The following is a 21,144-nucleotide window of genomic DNA, read 5'->3' as shown; positions in this document are numbered from 1 at the left end:
CGTCCATGGCGGAAAAGCTGGTCATCATCGGCAATGGCATGGCGCCGGGACGCATGCTGGAAGAACTTTTTGAAAAGGCCCCCGGCCTTTTCGACGTCACGATCTTCAACGCCGAACCGCGTGTCAATTACGACCGCATCATGCTCTCTCCCCTATTGTCGGGAGAGAAGTCCTATGACGACATCATCATCCATGACGATGCCTGGTACGCAAGGCATGGCGTCACGTTGCACAAGGGCGCCCGTATCACGGGGATCGATCGGCAGAAGAAGGTCGTGACCTCGGCAAACGGGATCACTTCGTCCTATGACAAGCTGGTCATCGCCACAGGATCGCTGCCCTTCATTATCCCCGTTCCCGGCCATCAATTGCCGGGGGTTCTTGCCTATCGCGATCTCGACGATGTCGAGAAGATGCTCAAGATCGCCGAAGGCAAGGGCCGCGCGATCGTCATCGGCGCCGGACTGCTGGGCCTTGAAGCCGCCTATGGCCTCAAGCGCCAGGGCATGGATGTGACCGTCATCCACCTGATGCCGACGATCATGGAGCGCCAGCTCGATCCAGCAGCGGCCTATCTCCTCGAAAAGGCGCTTGCGGAGCGCGGCATCGAGATCATCACCAAGGCCAATACCAAGCAGATCATCGGTCACGACAAGGTGGAAGGGATCGAACTGGAAGACGGTCGGGTGATCTCCGGTGACATGGTGGTCATGGCTGTCGGTATAAGACCGGCAGCGCAACTGGCCAAGGATGCGGGCCTTGCCGTGAACAGGGGTATCGTCGTCGATGACGGCATGATGACCTCGGATGCATCCGTTTTTGCTCTGGGTGAATGCGCCGAACATCGCGGTGTCTGCTATGGCCTTGTCGCACCGCTTTATGAGGCAGCCCGTGTGCTGGCCGATCGCTTGACCGGCGGCAATGCCGAGTATCACGGCTCGGTCGTCAACACGAAGCTCAAGGTCACCGGCATCAATCTCTTTTCCGCCGGCGATTTCGCCGAGGCACCGGATCGCGAGGAGATCGTGCTGCGTGACGCGAGTGCCGGCATCTACAAACGCCTCGTGCTCAAAGACAACCGGATCATCGGCGCGGTGCTCTATGGAGAAACCGCCGATGGTTCGTGGTTCTTCGATCTCCTGAAGAAGCAGACCGATATCTCCGCCATGCGGGACACCCTGATTTTCGGTCAGTCCTACCAGGGAGGGTCTCCGCTGGACCCTATGGCGGCCGTTGCAGCCTTGCCGGATGATGCGGAAATCTGCGGCTGCAACGGCGTCTGCAAGGGCAAGATCACCGCGGCGATCACGGGCAAGGGCCTGACGACGCTGGATGGCGTGCGCGCCCACACGAAGGCCTCCGCCTCCTGCGGCAATTGCACGGGTCTGGTCGAGCAGCTGATGGTGCTGACACTCGGCGATGCCTATAATCCTGCAGCCGTCACGCCCATGTGCACCTGTACCGAGCTTGGCCATGACGATGTGCGTCGCCTGATCAAGGCCAAGGGGCTGAAGACCATTCCCGCCGTCATGCAGGAGCTCGAATGGAAAACCTCCTGCGGCTGCGCCAAATGCCGCCCGGCGCTGAACTACTACCTCGTCTGTGACTGGCCCGACGAATATGCCGATGACTATCAGTCACGCTTCATCAATGAGCGCGTGCATGCCAATATCCAGAAGGATGGAACCTATTCGGTCGTGCCGCGCATGTGGGGCGGCGTGACCAGTGCCGCCGAACTGCGCGCGATTGCCGATGTCGTCGACAAGTTCGAGATCCCGATGGTGAAGGTCACCGGTGGCCAGCGCATCGACCTGCTCGGCATCGAGAAGGAGGATCTCCCCGCCGTCTGGGCCGATCTCGGCAAGGCCGGCTTTGTGTCAGGTCAGGCTTACGCAAAAGGATTGAGAACCGTGAAGACCTGTGTCGGCTCCGACTGGTGCCGGTTCGGCACGCAGGATTCGACCGGTCTTGGCATCCGCATCGAAAAGTTCATGTGGGGCTCCTGGACCCCGGCCAAGCTCAAGCTTGCGGTATCGGGGTGTCCGCGCAACTGCGCGGAGGCAACCTGCAAGGACATCGGCGTGATCTGCGTCGATTCCGGCTTCGAGATCCATTTCGCCGGAGCCGCCGGCCTCGACATCAAGGGCACGGACGTCCTGGGTCTGGTTAAGACCGAGGACGAGGCGCTGGAGCATATCGTGGCGCTTACCCAGATGTATCGCGAGCAGGGCCGCTATCTGGAACGCATCTATAAATGGGCAAAACGCATCGGCCATGACGAGATCCGCCGCCAGATCATGGAGGACCATGACAAGCGCCGTGCCTATTACGAACGCTTCGTGTTTTCCCAGAAGTTTGCCCAGGTGGATCCCTGGTCGGAGCGCGTGTCCGGCAAGGACAAGCACGAGTTCAAGCCCATGGCGACCGTCGGGTTTTCAGCGGCGGCGGAGTGAGCACCTCCCCCTTGAGGGGGGAGGTCGCGCGGAACGCGCGGGTGGGGTGATCCATCATTGCAGCTTATCACCCCACCCCGGACCTTCGGTCCGACCCTCCCCATGAAGGGGAGGGTGAATGTGGAACAACAAGGAGCATGCCCCATGAACTGGATCGCCATCGGCACGATCGACGACATTCCCCTGCGCGGTGCCCGTTGCGTGAAGACGCCACAGGGCAAGATTGGCGTCTTCCGCACCGCCGAAAACCAGGTCTTTGCGATCGAGGATCATTGCCCGCACAAAGGCGGTCCGCTGAGCCAAGGCATCGTGCATGGCGCCTCCGTCACCTGCCCGCTGCACAACTGGGTGATCTCGCTAGAGACGGGACAAGCGCTTGGCGCCGACGAAGGTGCGGTGCGCACCATCCCGATCCGAAACATCGATGGCCAGCTCTCGATCGCGCTTGATCGCCTGCTTGTGGCGGCGGAGTAAGCCCATGGTTTGCGAAACCCGCACAACCTGCCCCTATTGCGGTGTTGGCTGCGGGGTGATCGCGACTGTCGATGATGCAGGTGCCGTCAGCGTGCGCGGCGATCCGGAACATCCCGCCAATCTTGGTCGACTTTGCTCCAAGGGTTCGGCTTTGGGCGAAACACTGGACCTTGATGGCAGGGCGCTCTTCCCCATGATCGATGGTCGAAGGGCCCGGTGGGACGATGCCCTTGATCTGGTGGCCGCTCGCTTTTCAGCAGCGATTGATGCCTATGGTCCGGATTCAGTGGCCTTCTATGTTTCCGGTCAGCTTTTGACCGAGGACTACTATGTGGCCAACAAGCTGATGAAAGGCTTCGTCGGGTCAGCGAATATCGACACCAATTCAAGGCTCTGCATGGCGTCCTCAGTCGCCGGCCATCGACGCGCTTTTGGTGCCGATACCGTGCCGGGTTGCTATGAGGATCTGGAATTGGCCGATCTCATCGTTCTGGCTGGCTCCAACACGGCCTGGTGTCATCCGGTGCTCTATCAGCGCATCGCTTCTGCAAAGGCGCGTCGGCCAGGGCTGAAGGTTGTGGTGATCGATCCTCGCCGCACCTCAACGACAGATATTGCAGACCTGCACCTTGCCATTCGTCCGGACGCAGATGTGGCGCTTTTTGCCGGATTGTTTTCCCACCTCGTTCGGGCCGGAGCGATTGACCAGTCTTATATTGCACGCCATACGACGGGCTTTGCCGAGGCCTTTGCCGCCGTTGATTTATCAATGGCTGACCTGATTGAAGCCACTGGTCTGCCGTCCATGCAGCTCCGGGAATTCTTCCGGTTGTTTGCGGAGACCGAGAAAGTTGTCACCTGCTACAGTCAGGGGATCAACCAGTCCTCCTGCGGCACCGACAAGGTCAATGCTATCCTGAACTGCCATCTGGCAACAGGCAGGATCGGTCGCCCCGGCATGGGACCCTTTTCGCTGACGGGCCAGCCCAATGCGATGGGAGGGCGCGAAGTCGGCGGGCTCTCCAACATGCTGGCCGCTCATATGGCGCTCGAAAATGCAGCGGATCGCGAACGCGTTCAACGGTTCTGGAATGCTCCCAGCATAGCGCAACGGCCAGGTCTGAAGGCTGTCGACATGTTTGATGCAGTCGCCGACGGCCGCATCAAGTCCCTTTGGATCATGTCGACCAATCCTGTCGTCTCCATGCCGGATGCGGACCGGGTACGAGAGGCAATCCGATCCTGCCCATTTGTCGTTGTTTCCGACATTGTGGCGCATACCGATACGGCTCGCCTTGCCCATGTGCTCTTGCCCGCGACGGGTTGGGGCGAAAAATCCGGAACGGTGACCAATTCGGAAAGGCGTATTTCGAGGCAACGCGCCTTTTTGTCAGCGCCAGAAGAGGCGCGTCCCGACTGGTGGCAGATCTCGGAAGTGGCAAGGCGGATGGGGTTTGGCGAGGCGTTCGACTATAGCGAACCGCATCAGATCTTCGCCGAGCATGCGGCACTTTCCGCTTTCGAAAATAACGGCATGCGCGACTTCGATATTGGCGCCTGGGAGGCTGTGACAAGCGAGGCCTATGACGCCTTGCAGCCCTTTCAATGGCCGCAGCGGGCGGGGACAGCGCCCTCCGAGACACGCTTCTTCGGTGATGGCGTGTTTTATCATGGCGACAATCGCGCTCGCCTCGTGCCGGTCAAGCCCAGCATGCCGGCACATCATGCCAACGAGCAGGAATTCATCCTCAATAGCGGACGCGTGCGGGACCACTGGCACACGATGACGCGCACCGGCAAAAGTGCGCGGCTTTCGGCGCATATGGGTGAACCCTTTGTCGAGCTTCATCCGCTTGATGCCGAAAAGGTCGGCATTGCCGATGCTGATCTGGTGGATGTGCGCGGTGGAAGCAACAAAGGCGTGCTGCTGCGTGCCTTGATCACAGAGCGGCAGCAGCGTGGTTCGGTTTTTGTGCCCATGCACTGGACCGCGGAAACGTCATCTCTCGGACGTATTGATACCCTCGTCCCGCCACTGGTCGATCCGATATCCGGGCAACCGGCACTGAAACAGGCCCGGGTGGCCATCACGCGATACGAGGCCAAGGCCTATGGTTTTGCAGTGAGCATCGCCAAGCCAGTGCTGGATGAATGCAGCTACTGGGCAATTGGCAAGGCCGAACATGGATGGCGTACGGAATTCGCCCTGGATCAGTCCGTATTGGATTGGGAAAAGTGGGCGCGTGCTGCTCTGGGAATTGCGCAAGATGCGCAGGTCGCGAACTATCGCGATGAGGCAACTGGGCAGGTGCGGATCGCTTTTACTTCAGCAGGACACCTTGTTGCGGCGATCCATGTCGATAGACGGCCCGTTTCCGCCTCCCGGGACTGGCTGGCGAGCCAGTTGATGAAAGACATCTCCAAGTCCACTGAATATCAGGACGTTCTGGCCGGGCGTCCGGGGCGAAACAGGCCCGATCCCGGCGCTATCGTCTGCGCTTGCTTCGGGGTTGGAGCCAATCAGATTGCCCAGGCAGCCTCACTTGGGTGCATGTCTGTCGAGGCGGTGGGCGAGGCCCTGTCGGCAGGTACCAATTGCGGTTCCTGTCGCCCCGAAATCAGGAGGATCATTGATGCGCACCAGCCGATCGCCGCAGAATAGGCAGCCTCTCCGTTCGAAGATTGAACCCTTGGCCAAGCTTCCGGTGTTCTGGCAGTTGGAAGGGCGCCGGGTCGTGCTCGCAGGGGGATCGGATGGTGCCGCCTGGAAGGCCGAGCTCCTCATGGCCTGTGGTGCGGAGGTCCACCTCTATTGCCCTGATGCTGATGTCGGAGAGGCCATGGCGGAACTGATCGCCCAGCGCGGCGGGGAATGTGGGAGCCTGGTTCACCATTCCCATGTCTGGCATATCGGCATCTTCGCCGGATCGGCCATGGCACTTGCCGATTGCGAGGAGGATGAAGAAGCTAAAGCCTTCTATTGTGCCGCACGCGCCGCCGGGGTTCCGGTCAATGTGATCGACAAGCCCCGTTATTGTCAGTTCCAGTTCGGATCTATCGTCAATCGCTCGCCTGTTATTGTCTCGATTTCCACGGATGGGGCAGCACCCATCCTGGCGCAGGCAATCCGCAGACGGATCGAGACATTGCTGCCCCCGTCGCTGAAAGGCTGGGCGGAGCTTGCCCAGCGGCTCCGCGAACAGATCAACGATATGCTGGACCCCGGCCCGGGCCGACGTGCCTTCTGGGAGAGGTTCGTGGATTATGCCTTCAGTTCGAACGGGCCACCAGACGAAGACATGAAGGACATCCTGATCGAGGATGCCATGGATCTGTCGAAATCCGCTTTGGCCGGACGTCTGATCATTGTCGGCACAGGCCCGGGCGATGCCGCGCTTTTGACATTGAAAGCCGTTCGCGCCCTGCAGCAAGCCGATGTCATTTTGCATGACAGGATGATTGCCAAAGAGGTCCTCGAACTCTCCAGGCGAGAAGCCCGACGCCTGATGATCGAGCAGGGGCCTTCTGACGGAAAGCTTGAGGAAATCGTCACGGACCTTGTTCGAGACGGTCGTACCGTTGCTTGGCTTGTGGCCGGGGACCCTCGCCACGAGCAGCCTGCGCTCAGCCTGCGGCAGTCCCTGAGCAGTCTTGGGGTTGATGTGGATATGGTGGCCGGTGTCGCCCGACTTGCCGATTCCGGCAGTACACCCCTTCCGGTCCCCGCAACCGAATTTGGGAGAGTTCAGCCGACGACCCCGCTCCGTCCGGATCAATGGCAGCAAGCGGTGAGCCGTCATTAAGCAGCGAAGAGCGAACCTAGTGTATACAGAAAGTGTGGAATGACGGAATTATCGGAAGAAAAACGCCTTTCATTCTCCTGATATTTGACTTCATGTATACAATGTGTTTTCCTTGGGCAATCGAGGAGGACGCAAACATGACCAGACCGACCTTTCCGCTGAATGCGTGGTATGCCGCAGCCTATGATGTCGAATTGAAGCATGCGCTTCTTGCGCGCCGCATCTGCAACAAGCCCGTGGTGCTTTACCGGAAAAAAGACGGAAGTCCGGTTGCTCTGGCCGATGCCTGTTGGCATCGCCTTGTGCCGCTTTCGCTCGGGCGTCTGGAAGGCGACAATGTCGTTTGCGGCTATCATGGTCTTGAATTCGATGAGACGGGTCGCTGCGTCTACATGCCGTCCCAGGATACCATCAACCCGTCAGCCTGTGTGAAATCCTATCCGATCGCGGAAAAGCATCGATTCGTCTGGATCTGGCCCGGCGATCCGGCATTGGCCGATCCGGCACTCATCCCCGACATGCACTGGAACCAGGATCCGGAATGGGCGGCCGATGGCAAGATGATCGAAGTGAAATGCGATTATCGACTGGTCGTCGACAACCTGATGGACCTGACGCATGAGACCTTTGTCCATGGCTCGTCCATCGGCAATCGTGCTGTCGCGGAGGCTCCTTTCGAGGCAAGCCATTCCGATCGCTTTGCCTTTATCACCCGTTGGATGGAAAACATCGACCCGCCGCCATTCTGGAAGAAGCAGTATGGCAAGGAGGGTAAGGTTGACCGGTGGCAGATCATCCGGTTCGAAGCGCCCTGCACGGTGACGATTGACGTGGGTGTTGCGGAAGCGGGAAGCGGTGCACCACAGGGCGATCGTTCCAAGGGCGTGAACGGCTATGTGCTCAACACGATTACCCCGTCGACTGACAAGACCTGTCTCTACTTCTGGGCCTTCGCCCGCAATTATGATCTTGGCAATCAGGCCAGAACCCACGAGCTGCGCGAAGGCGTGGCCGGTGTGTTTTGTGAGGACGAACTGGTCCTGGAAGCCCAGCAGGAAGCGATCGACGCCAATCCCGATCATAAGTTCTACAATCTCAATATCGATGCCGGATCGATGTGGGCGCGCAAGCTGATCGACCGCATGATTGACGCTGAGGCCGGTGCCAGTTCTGCGCCTCGTACTATCGCGGCGGAGTAGCCTATGACGGATGAGCGGGACAGTGCGCCCAAGCAGCAGTCGGCAAGGGCGCTGACGGGCCTGCGTGACCTGGTGCTCAAGGGTGATATCCAACCGGGAGAGCGACTGTCAGAGGTGGCGCTGTCCGCAAGGCTTGATGTCTCGCGAACGCCGCTCAGAGCAGCACTTCAGAAACTGGAGCAGGAGGGGCTGGTTGAGCTCATTCCGTCCGGTGGCTATGCGGTGCGGTCCTTCAGCCGTCAGGATGTTACCGACTCGATCGAACTGAGAGGCGTGCTGGAAGGAACAGCCGCCAGATTGGCTGCCGAGCGTGGCGTGCCGCCACAACGCATCAAGGCGATCAGCGATGTCCTGGACGCATTGGATGATGCCGTCGGTGTGGGGCCGGATGGTATGGATCTCGACCGTTACGAGGCTTTGAACGGCAAGTTTCACCGCCTGCTCTGGGAATTGAGCGGAAGCCAGATCGTGGCCAAGGAGGTGAGCCGTATGGCAAGCCTTCCCTTCGCCAATCCCAATGCCTTCGTCAATGCGGATCTCGACGTGCCCGCATTTCATCGAACCTTGCTGGTCGGGCAGGCGCAGCACCGGGCAATCGTTTCTGCCATTTTGATGCGCGAAGGGGCTCGTGCAGAAGCTCTGGCGCGTGAACATGCAAGACTGGCGCGGCAAAATCTCGACTTTGTTCTTGAGGAACAACCTGATCTGAGAAGCAGAATGGCTGCCCTGGCCTTGATGGCCGTCTGAGCCTTCGTGGCGCCTTATGCGGCAGCAGTGACTGAGGAGGAGTGAAATGCGGTCAAAACAGGAATGGCGGAAGGCGCGCGTCATCGCAATCGATACGCCAGCAGAGGATGTCCGTGCCGTGACCTTTGCCGTGGAGGGGTTAGAGTCGGCATTTGACCCTGGTTCCCACACCAATATCAAGGTGATGGTGAAGGGTCAGCCGGCGATCCGCACCTACACCGTCATCCCGAGTGACGCCGGCACCTTGCGGATTGCCGTAAAGCTGCACCCCAACAGTCGCGGCGGATCTGCTTTCATCTGGTCGCTTTCGATCGGTGATGAAACGGAAATGACCGAGCCGGAAAACCGCTTCGAATTGTCCTGGCGCGCATCACATTATCTGCTGATTGCCGGCGGGATCGGCATCACGCCGATCTACGGCATGGCGAAATCTCTCGCAGCACGCGGCCAGTCGATCCGACTGATCTATGGTGCCAAAAGCCTCAGCCAGATGGCGTTTCTGGACGAGCTTAAAGCCGAACTGGGCGACCGGCTGGAGACATTTGTCCAGGATGACGGACAGGCTTTCGATCTGGAAAGGGAATTCAGTTCTCTACCGCTTGATGGCGAAGTCTATATCTGCGGGCCCCATGGACTTCTTGAAGCGGCACGGTCGACCTGGCAAAAAAGCGGACGTCCGATGAGTCGTCTCCGTTTCGAGGTTTTTGGCGATAGCGGCCGCTTTGTCGAGCAGCCATTCGAAGTCACCGTGGCGGGGCTTGGCAAGACGGTTGCCGTCAATGCCGACCAGACCATGCTGGATGCCCTGATGGAGGCCGGTGTCGACATGATTTATGACTGTCGTCGCGGGGAATGCGGGCTATGCGCCGTATCCATAGTCGAGGCTGACAGCCCGCTTGACCATCGGGATGTCTTCTTCTCCGACGAAGAGCGTCACGAGGCTCAAAAGATGTGTGCCTGTGTTTCGCGTGCCTGTGGTGGCAAGATTACGATCGATACTGGGTACCGACGCGAGCAGGCCGCAGCCTGAAAGCATGTCAGCTAACGTCCAACATAATGGTCTGCGACCCGAAAGGGCGCGACCCGACGGAAAGGGTCAGTGTTCCGGCCCGACCGGCCGACCTGGACCTTCCAGCGTCAGTGAGACAGGGTCGCCGCAGAAGGCAAGAATGTTTCCACCCTGACCGAGCGCGCGCAGAATGACGCGGACGCTGTCCTGTCGGCCATGGATATAACCGGTGTGTCATCTTCGAAAGGGCAATGAGACATCCGGCGATCGGATCATAGGCGTTCTCTAATCATGTCTCGAAGGTCCCCGCTTTTCCACACCCTTGGGATGTCTTCATCCCGTACATGGCAGGGTTCCTGTCGCGGCATCTTGACGATGGATCAGGCTGCGCCATTTCTGGCGAGGAATGTGCGGGGCAATAGATGACGAATGATCGGCCATTGAGACAGGCTTCAGCAGTGCCGAGCAGTCGCGTGGCACGTCTTCTTGAACTTGGTGGCATCGCGACCGGCATGGCCGGTGGTGTTGTTGCAGGCGGCATTCGCCAGATGGCTGAGGGTAAAAGACCCGCACTGGCCGATCTGCTGTTGACGCCTGCCAATGCGGGCCGACTGACGGAAGGCCTGTCGCGAATGCGCGGGGCAGCCCTGAAGGTCGGCCAGATGCTGTCAATGGATACCGGTCTTGTGCTGTCACCCGAATTGACGGCCATCCTGACTGCTCTGCGCGACGACGCCCGCCACATGCCTCATGCACAATTGCAGAAAGTCCTGAACGGGGCCTGGGGCAAAGGCTGGCAATCGCGATTTCGTCGCTTTGATCCCCGCCCGATCGCGGCTGCATCGATCGGGCAGGTGCACAGGGCCGAAACGCTGGACGGTGAACATCTTGCCATCAAGGTTCAGTATCCCGGGGTCCGCGAAAGCATCGACAGCGATCTCGACAATGTGGCAACCCTGTTGCGCATGCCGGGGCTGCTGCCAAGAGGGCTCGATATCACGCCGCTTCTGAGCGAAGCCAGGCAGCAACTGCATGATGAGGCCGATTATTGCCGGGAGGCCGGCCATCTGCAGCATTTCGGCATGCTCCTGGCGGGTGCTGACGCCTTTCGCGTGCCGACATATAACAAAGAGTTCAGCTCGCCCTCTGTGCTTGCCATGGGCTTTGTCGAAAGCCGCCCTCTCGAAAGCCTCGTTCACGCGACCCAGGCGAAACGCGACGAGGTGGCCCGGGCGCTGATCGATCTTGTCCTGCGCGAACTGTTCGACTTCGGCACAATGCAGACTGATCCGAACCTCGCCAATTATCGCATGGACCGGGTGGCAGGCGCTATCGTGCTTCTCGATTTCGGCGCCGTGCGCAGCATTCCCGGTGACCTTCAAGCGGCCTTTCGCCGGCTTCTGAATGCCGGCCTCGAGGGGCAGGGTGAAGAAATCCACCGCGCCATGCTGGAGATCGGTTATTTTTCTCCAAAGACGACACGCCGGCACCAGGATCTGATCCAGGAGATGTTCGTCATGGCGATGGAACCTCTGCGTCAGGCAGAACCCTTCGATTTTGGCAGTTCCGACCTCCTCGAGCGCTTGCGCAACAAGGGGCTGGCGATCGGGAATGAACGGGATCTCCTGCATGTCCCGCCAGCGTCAACTCTGTTCCTGCATAGAAAGATCGGAGGCATGTATCTGATGGCGGCAAAGCTGAAGGCCCGAGTGCCATTGCGCGATCTGGTCGAACCCTATCGCTGATGTTCACCTTGACTGAGCGGATCCACCCTGTTTTCCAGAGGCTTTTCCGATGACAGATGCCTTTCCGGCCACAAGAGCACATGGTCTTGAAATCATGCGGGCCTTCATCCCCCGTATGGGGCGCCGTTATGCCGACGGTCGAAACTATGATCATGGCCCCGGTCAGCACCATGCCGTCTCGATGTTGTCGCCCTACATCCGAAGAGGATTGGTGACCGAGGAAGAACTCGTTCGCGTGGCTCTGGCTGCCCATGGTGCTGATGCCGCTGAGAAACTCATCGAAGAGGTGATCTGGCGCGGTTATTTCAAGGGCTGGCTGGAGCGCCGGCCATCGGTCTGGACCAGTTATGTCACGGGACTTTCCGACGATCTGGCGGCCCTGGAACGTGACAGACGGCTGGCTCGAAGGGTGGAGCAGGCGGAGACCGGTCGAACCGGCATCGAATGCTTCGATGCCTGGGCCCGTGAACTCGTCGACACGGGCTATCTCCACAATCATGCCCGTATGTGGTTTGCCTCGATCTGGATATTCACACTCGACCTGCCCTGGCGGGTGGGTGCCGATTTCTTCTATCGCCACCTTCTTGATGGCGATGCTGCGTCAAACACCCTGGGTTGGCGTTGGGTCGCCGGCCTCCACACCCGCGGCAAGCCCTATGCTGCCGATGCTCAGAATATCGCGACCTATACGGCTCGGCGCTTTCAGCCGCGCTCCACTGACCTCGCCGAGGTTGTCGAGGGCCTCGAGGTGCAAGAGCCGGATGGCCTGCCCCCGGTTCAGCCCCTGCGCTCCATCGAGCAACCGGAGCCTGCGACGCCCTCCCTTTTATTGGTGAGCGACGAGGACTGCATGATCGATCCCCAGAATATCGCCGCGCTCGACATAGGCGCGACCGTCAGCCTGACGACAAGCCATCTGCGTTCGCCAAGACCGGTCTGTGACCATGTCGCGAGATTTGAAGCCGGAGCCCTTGATGATACGGTGACCCGTCTGGGCCTGACCGCAACACGGATGGATGCAGGTCACCCGGAGGATCTTGTGCGCGTGGCGCTCAAGCAGAATTTGCATCAGATCGTGACCCCCTATGTCACTCGTGGACCATTCCAAGACTGGTTGGAGAAAGCCCGTCCGTTACTTGTCGCAAATGGCATCAGGTTTTCAGAGTGGCGCCGCCCCTGGGATGAGATGATCTGGCCTCACGCAACGGCCGGCTTCTTCAAGGTCAAGAAGCAGATCCCGCATATTCTGCGAACTCTGGATCGCAGCTGAGTTGTCACACAAGCTTCCGGAGCTGCCGGCATTTGTTTTTCCTGCACGAGCCCGTTGCACAGAGCGACCCGAGTTCACTATATGGGGAGGATCGAAGCCGGCGCTTGCGGACATCATCACGCTCCATGTGCGACGGAGGGGCGACCTCATTCCTGGCGTTCCAGATGATCGGAGTATTTCGCTTCCGGTTGTTTCGATAAAACCCATAGGTTTCTCGTGCTAACCGAAATCACCATTGTTATCCTGCTCACGCTTCTCAACGGCGTACTTGCCATGTCGGAGCTGGCGATTGTTTCATCCCGGCCGGTCCGTCTGAAAATTCTGGCGGATCAGGGTAGCAAGGGTGCGATCACAGCCCTGCGTCTGGCGGAGAATTCAGGACGATTTCTCTCGACGGTGCAGATCGGCATTACCCTGGTTGGTGTCCTTTCAGGTGCGTTTTCCGGTGCAACACTGGGTGCAAGATTGGCAACTTGGCTTGAGCTCCAGGGCCTTTCGGAAACCTTGGCTGATGGTCTTGGGGTCGGTGCCGTTGTCGTGGCCATCACCTATCTGTCTTTGATTGTGGGCGAGCTGGTCCCCAAGCAGATCGCATTGAGGGCCCCTGAGGCGGTGGCATCCAAGGTGGCGCCTGCGATGATGCTCCTGTCAAGGATTGCATGGCCTCTGGTCTGGCTGCTCAATACATCCGGCAATTTTGTCCTTGTAGTCCTGGGACAAGGTGGCAAGTCCGATGAGCGGATGACAGACGAGGAAATCCGCAGCGTTCTTGCAGAGGCCCATGACGCGGGTGTCATCGAAACCGAAGAATCGGAAATGATCTCCGGTGTCATGCGTCTTGCCGATCGCACGGCAAGGGGATTGATGACACCGCGCCGCGATGTCGAGGTGATCGATATCGAGGATGGGTTCGACGAGATCCGCAGGCAACTGCGCATGACGCAGCGGTCGCGGCTTCCGATCCGCAACGGATCCTCTGACGAAGTTCTCGGCGTCGTCTTCGTTCGGGAGGCTCTGGCCGCCCTTCTGGGCGCAGATGAGCTGGACTTGCTCAAACTGATGCGCGAAGCCCCCGTCGTTTCGGACCGCACAGGGGCCTTGGACGTTATTGCTGCCTTGCGTCGCGCAGCCTCCCATATGGTCCTCGTCTATGACGAATATGGCCATTTCGAAGGGATCATCACGTCCGGCGATATTCTTGAGGCGATCACCGGCGTTTTCCAGGAAGGCGATACCGAAGAACCCGCCTTCATCAAGCGGGAAGACGGTTCCTACCTTGTCGCCGGTTGGATGGCCATCGATGAATTCACGGACGAAATCGGGTTGCGTCTCGAAGAGGAGCCTGATTACGAGACGGTTGCCGGTTTCGTCATCGACAGGTTGAAGCGCCTGCCGGCCCTGGGCGAGAGCTTTACAGCGGCTGACTGGCGTTTCGAGGTCATCGACCTGGATGGGCGGCGGATCGACAAATTGCTGGTCACTCCTGCAGTCCAGCAAAAGGACCAGCAAGGTTGATGGCGTAAGCTGATCCCGTTCGCCAGTCAGCTATTCCCGCCACAGGACGCGGACCGCAAGGGTCGCAGCCGATGTCCTCTTCTCGACGGCCAGCTTGTTGAAGATCTGCTCCATATGCTTGTTCACCGTGCGCGGTGACATTTCGAGGATGTCGGCAATTTCCTTGTTCGACTTGCCATGGGCAACCCAGAGCAGCACCTCGGCCTCCCTCAGCGTCAATCCGAACGCGCGGGCAAGCTGCTCCTCGTCGGCGCCGCGATGTCTGTCGATCAGGCGCAGGAGGATCTCTTCTCCTTGATGATCAGAAAGCCGTCTGAACTCGATGTCATGGCCGAGGCGCCCATAGTGGAAACTGTTCGGATTGCCGCTCTGTCCATGTTGTGCCGGCTCTCCCAGCCATGAGAGGATTTCAAGTGGCAGATAGCTGTTGCTATCGGCCCTGATACCGACCTTTGCCAGGAGTTCTGCCGCCTGGGGTGTCGACCATGCAATCATCCCGTTCGGGTCACAGGCGACAATCCATCGCCCGGTGGAATCGAGTGCATGTCGGGCCGAGCGAGAGCGCTTCGAATTGCTGAGATGCACCCGCATGCGAGCAAACAGCTGGTCAAGCAGGATTGGCTTGCTGACGAAATCGACACCACCTGCTGCCAATGCCCTGACGACATGCTCATTTTCGTTAAAGCCGGTCATGAAAATCACGGGCAGGTCTTCGAAACCTCGGGCCGCCTTCAGGATCCGGCATGTCTCGAAACCGTCGAGCCCTGGCATCATGGCATCCATCAAGACGATATCGGGTGCCCTGGAGGTTGCCACCGTTATGGCCTGGCGCCCACTGTTCGACGTCAGAACCTCCAGCCCCTCCAGACTGAGCGCGTCTGACAGCATGCCGAGCGCATCAATGGAATCGTCAACGATCAGAACCCGGTTTTTGTCGAAAGCGTCAGGCATCTTGCTTGCTATCCTCAATGATCGCCAGAAACTCCCGAAGGCGGTAGTTGGTGGCCAGTTGACGCATATGTCTGCAAAACCGCTCGGTGTCCGGTGATGAGATTTCCAGATCGTTCAGCATGGCTTCGATCGATCGTACAAATCCGGTCTCACCAAGGGTCTTCAGTTGTTGCAGCTTCTTTGGATCTGGAAGCTCTTCGGGCGCGAAAGACGCTCGCTGGGCCGCTTCCACATGGATGCCGTCGTCCAGTATCCAGGTCAGCGGGATGAGCGTGGCGAGCCGTTCGAACAGTTCTTCGAAACTGAACGGCTTGATCAGGTAGGAATCGAACAGTTCGGCATAGTCCGGCCTTGTCCGCTCATTTCCCGCATCGGCCGACAGGATCAGGATCGGCAGCTCCCGCCCGTGTCGCTGGCGTATCCTGCGGGCGACCTCCCAGCCGGACATGCTTGGCATGCCGAGATCGAGAATGACGATATCGGGTCGATGCAAGGCGAGATTGGAAAGGCAGGCTGGTCCGTCATTGACTGTCACGACCGAGAAGCCGAGCGGTGTCAGAACCTCTTCCATAAGCGCGCGCTGCGTGGGATCGTCATCTGCCATCAGCACCGTTCGGCGTCGCCCCTCATAGCCTGCAATCGCCAGGGCAGGGGCCGCCATGTCATCCGGTCGTTGTGCTTCCGACAACATGAGACGGATCGTGAACCGTGTGCCCTTGCCCGGTTGGCTCGAAAGCTTCAAATCCCCGCCCATGATGTCCACCAGGAGTTTGGTGATTGTCAGCCCCAGTCCGGTACCGGGTGGCTGCACCTTGTCATCGGGCTGTTCTGCGCGTTCAAAGGGCAGAAAGATCCTGTCCAGATCAGCCCGCCTGATCCCGACACCCGTGTCCTCGATATCGAAGGTTGCAACCTGTCCACGATAGGACAGCGACAGGGAGACCTGCCCCTGGTGCGTGAACTTAATGGCATTCGAGAGGAGATTGATCAGCACCTGCCGAAGCCGCTTCTCATCCGTGTAGACATAGTCGGGCAGGGTAGAGGTCGCATGAAATTCAAATGAGATGCCCTTGGCCTGGGCCTGAAGGCTGAACATGTCGACGATCTGATCGAGGAAGGGGCCGAGCGCTATCTTGTGACGGTAGATTTCGAACCGACCGGCCTCGATCTTGGATATGTCGAGAAGACCCTCGATCATATCGGCCAGATGCTCGCCACTGCGCTTGATGGTGCGTGCGGCGTTGTGCACGAAGTTCGGCATGCCCTGCTGACGTTCGAGCACCTGGGCATAGCCGAGGATCGCCGTCAGCGGTGTCCGAAGCTCGTGACTAAGCCCCACCACATATTTGCTCTTGGCCAGATTGGCCGATTCCGCTGCCTCCTTGGCCTTTTGCAATTGCCGGTCGGTTTCCTCATGCGCCTTGATCTCATCCATGAGCAGCCGCGTATGGCGCGAGGCCTCTTCCTCCGCAAATTCACGACTTTCCTGTGCCAGGACAAAGAGCCAGGTCACGATGCCAGCCAGAATGAAGAGGATGATGTAAAGCTTCCAGAGTTCGAAACCGATCAGATGCGCGGTGGCCGGGTTCTCTATCGTGCTCTGGAAGTGGATGAGCCAGAACACGCTGCCCATGAAGGCGTTGACGATTGTGAAAAGAGCAAGATAGCGCATGACGCTGCCATGGACCGCATTTGCAGCCCGTTCAGGCAGCCAGGCTTCAGCAAGGGATCTCACCTGCTGACTGATCCGTGCATCCGTCTTGCACATGTCGTGACAGCGGGCATCGAGCGAGCAGCACAGAGAGCAGATCGGACCCGAATAGGCCGGGCAATGGGCCATGTCCTCGTTGTCGAAATTGTGCTCGCAGATCGCGCATCCGCTTCGACCCCGCGCATCTCCATGGATATTGCTGGTCCTGGCGATGTAATAGCGACCTTTCGTAGCTCTGGCGATGAGTGGCACAAGCAGGAAGGGAAGCGCGAGAGCGACATAGATATAGATCTTCGTCGCAAGCTCACCCATCAGGCCGCCATAGGCAGCAAATCCGGCAAGGGCCGAGATAATCATCGAACCGAAGCCGACAGGGTTGATGTCGTAGAGATGGGCGCGCTTGAACTCGATGATCGACGGTGACAGCCCAAGCGGTTTGGCAATCATAAGATCGGCGGCAATCGAGGCTGTCCAGGCAATGGCCACGATCGAATAGAGCCCAAGCACGGTCTCGAGCGCCTTGTAGATGCCGAATTCCATGAGGAGCAGCCCGATCATGACATTGAACACCAGCCAGACCACGCGGCCCGGATGACTGTGGGTCAGGCGCGAGAAGAAATTCGACCAGGCTATGGAGCCGGCGTAGGTATTGGTCACATTGATCTTCACCTGGCAGATCACCACAAAGACGCCCGTTACCCCCAGTGCAAACTCTGGTGAGGACAGCATCTGTTCAAAAACGGTCAGATACATCCGCGTTGGATCTGCCGCGTCCTCGAAGGGGACACCGTTGCGGAATGCGTAATAGGCGAGGAAGGAGCCGGCGAGGATCTTCAGGCCGCCAATCACGATCCAGCCGGGCCCGGCACTCAGGAGCGCAATCCACCAACGGATCCGGTTTTCCGCTGTGCTCTTCGGCAGAAAGCGCAGGTAATCCACCTGTTCGCCGATCTGGGCCGCCAGGGAAAAGACCACAGCCGAGCACAGTCCGAAGAGATGAATGTCGAAGCTATGGTCGACAGGTCCGAACAGGCCCGTATAGCCGGTCCAGGCGCGGACCGGTTCCAGGCCCTGAGCCGCAATGAAGACGAAAGGGGCCAGTTGCAGGACGATCCAGAAAGGCTGCGTCCAGGCCTGGAAGCGGCTGATGAAGGTAACGCCATGGGTGACGAGCGGAATAATGGCAACGGCGCTGACGATATAGCCGATGGTCAGCGGCAGTCCAGTTATGAGCTCCAGTGCCTTGGCAATAATGGCCGCCTCGATGGCAAAGAAGAGAAAGGTGAAGCAGGCATAGATCAGGGAGGTGACGGTGGAACCGAGATAGCCGAAGCCGGCGCCTCGCGTCAGAAGGTCTATGTCGACGCCATATCGGGCTGCGTTATAGGCAATCGGAATGCCGATAATCAGCATGACCGAGCAGGCGGCCAGGATGGCAAGGGTCGCATTGGTGAAGCCGTAGCTGAGCGTAATGGCCCCGCCAATGGCTTCGAGCGCCAGAAAGGAAATCGCGCCCAGTGCCGTATTGGCGATCCGGCCCGGCGAAAACCGCCGCACCTCATGGGCGGTGAACCTGAGGGCGTAATCCTCCAAAGTCTGGTTGGCGACCCATTTGTTGTAGGTCCGCCGAATTCTGGGAATCCGCTCGGCCTGATTCAATTCGTCCCCCTTGTGTCCTGACCCGGCAAGTCAAGGTCCTGTCGGGTCAGGTGAGTAAAGAAGCAAATCCCGTACCATTTCTTGAAGTAACAATTCCGCTGCTGTGTTTTCCATCATGCGGGGCAAACGAACTGTTCTTTCAAGCTATTGGTGTTGTTGGATTTCCTGCCTGCTCTGCTGCACATGTTGGGGAGACTACGGGACAAAGACCCGGGTGGACATACGTCAAATGCTCCATTGTTGCGTCGCACAATCTGCGGCGAGGTTAGCGCCAGTTGGTCGGGTCGATCCCGGCTCAAGCGTCAACCACTCCAGCCATCAGGAGGCACCGCAATGTCTGACGATCGAAAACTTCCCACCATGAACCTGAGCCGTCGAGCACTTCTTGCAGGCGTAGCATCCATACCGCTGCTTGCAGCCTTGAACACGCCGCTGATGGCACAGGATTTCCCCACGGCTGCCGTCAACACGACAGGACTTGCCGTCACCGATGACACGGTCAAGGTCGGTATCCTGCACTCGGTCACGGGCACCATGGCCATTTCCGAAACCGGTTCTGTCCAGGCCGAGAAGCTGGCGATCGCGCAGATCAATGCCAGCGGCGGTATTCTTGGGCGGCAGATCGAGGTGATCCAGGAAGACGGTGCATCCGACTGGCCGACCTTTGCCGAAAAAGCCAAGAAGCTTTTGGTTGAAGACAAGGTTGCAGCCGTGTTCGGCTGCTGGACGTCGGCTTCGCGAAAAGCCGTTCTACCGGTCTTCGAGCAGTATAACGGGATGCTTTACTATCCGACCTTCTACGAAGGGCTCGAGCAGTCACCAAACGTGATCTATACGGGACAGGAAGCAACCCAGCAGATCCTTGCCGGCATTGACTGGGTGGTGAAGGAGAAGGGCGCAAAGAGTTTCTATCTGCTCGGCTCCGACTATATCTGGCCGCGGACCTCGAACAAGATCGCCCGCAAGCACATTGAAAAGCTCGGGCTCGAAGTCGTTGGCGAAGAGTATTATCCGCTTGGCCATACGCAGTTCAATTCCGTGATCAACAAGATCAAGCTGCGCAAGCCTGATGTGATCTATGCGATCGTTGTTGGCGGCTCGAATGTCGCCTTCTACAAGCAACTGAAGGCTGCCGGCATCGATATGACCAAGGAGAAGCCGCTGCTGTTGACGATTTCCGTCACCGAAGACGAGATCCTCGGCATCGGTGGGGAAAACATGGTCGGCGCCTATGCCGCCATGAAATATTTCCAGAGCCTGCCGAACGAGAACAACCAGACCTTTGTTGCCGAATTCAAGAAGATGTGGGGCGACGACATCGTCATCGGCGATGTCACCCAGGCCGCTTATCTCGGTCCATGGCTCTGGAAGGCGGCCGTTGAAAAGGCCGGATCCTTCGACATCGACAAGGTACGGGAAGCCTCGCCCGGCATCGAACTGACAACGGCGCCGGAAGGCTATGTCAAGATCCACGAAAACCATCACCTCTGGTCGAAGACCCGCATCGGTCACGCCCGCGCCGACGGTCAGTATGACGTCGTCTACGAGACAACGGAGTTGATGGAGCCGAACCCCTTCCCTGAGGGCTACCAATAACCGGTTATCCCCGCCTGTGGGCCGGCTTCGGTCGGCCCCTTTTTCCCATTTCCTTCAGGGTCTGCGAGGTGACACGATGATCGGCGACTTTACCTATAGCGAGTTCTTTTCGATCCTGGCCATGCAAGGTTTCGCTGGCCTGATCCTGTTTTCCGTCTTCGTCCTGATGGCACTCGGCCTGGCCATCATTTTCGGCCAGATGGGCGTCATCAACATGGCACATGGGGAATTCATGATCCTCGGTGCCTATGTCACCTATCTGACCTCCACTCTGGTGACGGCCTATCTGCCCGGCATATTCCCGATCTATTTCTTCCTCGCCATGGCGCTTGCCTTTGTCGCCTCGTTTCTCCTCGGCGTTTTCGTCGAATGGGCCCTGATCCGTCATCTCTACAGGCGTCCACTTGATACCCTGCTGGCCACATGGGGCCTGTCGCTCGTTCTCCAGCAGCTCTATCGTTCTGTCTTTGGCGCCCGCGAAGTCGGCGTCACCTTGCCAGACTGGATGATGGGATCTGTCGCGGTCAGCGACATGATCGAAGTCCCCATCAACGGACTATTCGTGATGGCGCTGACAATTGTCATTTCCATTGGTGTCTATTTCCTCATGTATCGCTCATCCTGGGGCAAGCGTGTGCGCGCTGTCGTCCAGAACCGGGTCATGGCGGGTGCTGTCGGCATCAATACCAAGAAGGTAGACCGCATGACCTTCGGCCTTGGCTGCGGGATCGCCGGTATAGCGGGATCTGCCTTTACCATGATCGGCTCGACCGGACCCACCGCAGGACAGCTCTATATTGTCGACACTTTCCTGGTGGTCGTGTTCGGCGGTGCGGGCAGCCTGATCGGTACGATCGCATCGGCCTTCACCATCTCGCAGGCCCAGTCGACACTGGAGTTCTTCCTCAGCGGCTCCATGGCCAAGGTCCTGACGCTTCTGACTGTGGTCGGCATCCTGATGTTGCGCCCGCAAGGCCTCTTCTCCCTCAACATACGCCGCTAAGGAGACCTC

General features: G+C 58.8%; 14 protein-coding genes. 12 read left to right on the top strand and 2 right to left on the bottom strand.

Going from position 1 to position 21,144, the window contains the following annotated elements; genetic code table 11:
* Positions 1-5 precede the first annotated feature (5 nt).
* The 10 genes from nirB to FE840_RS20040 all read left to right on the top strand — a co-directional run bounded on the left by nirB (position 6) and on the right by FE840_RS20040 (position 14,215).
* Positions 6-2,453 carry a nitrite reductase large subunit NirB gene (gene nirB, locus FE840_RS20085; RefSeq protein WP_138287666.1) on the top strand — a complete coding sequence of 816 codons (2,448 nt, stop codon included), beginning with the start codon at positions 6-8 and terminating at the stop codon, positions 2,451-2,453.
* 144 nt (positions 2,454-2,597) lie between these two features.
* Positions 2,598-2,927 (top strand): nitrite reductase small subunit NirD, encoded by a 330-nt coding sequence (gene nirD, locus FE840_RS20080; RefSeq protein ID WP_138287667.1) that lies wholly within the window; start codon positions 2,598-2,600, stop codon positions 2,925-2,927.
* A gap of 4 nt (positions 2,928-2,931) precedes the next feature.
* A complete protein-coding gene (locus FE840_RS20075) occupies positions 2,932-5,589 on the top strand; it encodes a nitrate reductase (protein ID WP_138287668.1) in 2,658 nt (885 codons plus the stop codon).
* Positions 5,561-6,730, top strand: a complete 1,170-nt coding sequence (locus tag FE840_RS20070) for an SAM-dependent methyltransferase (protein ID WP_138287669.1) — start codon at positions 5,561-5,563, stop codon at positions 6,728-6,730. The genes FE840_RS20075 and FE840_RS20070 overlap by 29 nt, the downstream gene beginning before the upstream one ends.
* A gap of 137 nt (positions 6,731-6,867) precedes the next feature.
* The gene (locus FE840_RS20065) at positions 6,868-7,929 is read left to right on the top strand and encodes an aromatic ring-hydroxylating dioxygenase subunit alpha (protein WP_138287670.1); all 1,062 of its coding nucleotides are present in this window, start codon (positions 6,868-6,870) and stop codon (positions 7,927-7,929) included.
* A 3-nt stretch (positions 7,930-7,932) separates the two neighbouring features.
* Positions 7,933-8,676: a GntR family transcriptional regulator gene (locus FE840_RS20060; RefSeq protein ID WP_138287671.1), complete on the top strand. Its 744-nt coding sequence runs from the start codon at positions 7,933-7,935 to the stop codon at positions 8,674-8,676.
* A 46-nt stretch (positions 8,677-8,722) separates the two neighbouring features.
* Positions 8,723-9,706, top strand: a complete 984-nt coding sequence (locus FE840_RS20055) for a PDR/VanB family oxidoreductase (RefSeq protein ID WP_138287672.1) — start codon at positions 8,723-8,725, stop codon at positions 9,704-9,706.
* A 452-nt stretch (positions 9,707-10,158) separates the two neighbouring features.
* The gene (locus FE840_RS20050; protein WP_343058676.1) at positions 10,159-11,430 is read left to right on the top strand and encodes an ABC1 kinase family protein; all 1,272 of its coding nucleotides are present in this window, start codon (positions 10,159-10,161) and stop codon (positions 11,428-11,430) included.
* Positions 11,431-11,479: 49 nt separating this feature from the next.
* Positions 11,480-12,700 carry an FAD-binding domain-containing protein gene (locus FE840_RS20045; protein ID WP_138287674.1) on the top strand — a complete coding sequence of 407 codons (1,221 nt, stop codon included), beginning with the start codon at positions 11,480-11,482 and terminating at the stop codon, positions 12,698-12,700.
* A gap of 216 nt (positions 12,701-12,916) precedes the next feature.
* Complete coding sequence (locus tag FE840_RS20040; RefSeq protein WP_138287675.1) at positions 12,917-14,215, top strand: hemolysin family protein; 1,299 nt, start codon at positions 12,917-12,919, stop codon at positions 14,213-14,215.
* A gap of 30 nt (positions 14,216-14,245) precedes the next feature.
* On the opposite strand, the gene FE840_RS20035 is transcribed toward FE840_RS20040, so the two are convergent.
* Positions 14,246-15,166 (bottom strand): response regulator transcription factor, encoded by a 921-nt coding sequence (locus FE840_RS20035; RefSeq protein WP_138287676.1) that lies wholly within the window; start codon positions 15,164-15,166, stop codon positions 14,246-14,248.
* Entirely contained in the window at positions 15,159-18,536 is a 3,378-nt protein-coding gene (locus FE840_RS20030; RefSeq protein WP_138287677.1) for a hybrid sensor histidine kinase/response regulator, read from the bottom strand. The genes FE840_RS20035 and FE840_RS20030 overlap by 8 nt, the downstream gene beginning before the upstream one ends.
* Positions 18,537-18,869: 333 nt before the next feature.
* Between FE840_RS20030 and urtA the strand changes: the two genes are divergently transcribed.
* Both urtA and urtB read left to right on the top strand, forming a co-directional pair.
* Positions 18,870-20,132 (top strand): urea ABC transporter substrate-binding protein, encoded by a 1,263-nt coding sequence (urtA, locus tag FE840_RS20025; protein WP_138287678.1) that lies wholly within the window; start codon positions 18,870-18,872, stop codon positions 20,130-20,132.
* A 76-nt stretch (positions 20,133-20,208) separates the two neighbouring features.
* The gene (urtB, locus tag FE840_RS20020) at positions 20,209-21,135 is read left to right on the top strand and encodes an urea ABC transporter permease subunit UrtB (RefSeq protein WP_138287679.1); all 927 of its coding nucleotides are present in this window, start codon (positions 20,209-20,211) and stop codon (positions 21,133-21,135) included.
* The last annotated feature ends 9 nt before the right edge of the window (positions 21,136-21,144 follow it).

The sequence above is a fragment of the Peteryoungia desertarenae genome (assembly GCF_005860795.2).
Classification (GTDB): domain Bacteria; phylum Pseudomonadota; class Alphaproteobacteria; order Rhizobiales; family Rhizobiaceae; genus Allorhizobium; species Allorhizobium desertarenae.
Note: the sequence above shows the minus strand (reverse complement) of the source record. Positions and strands in the feature narration are given on the sequence as shown.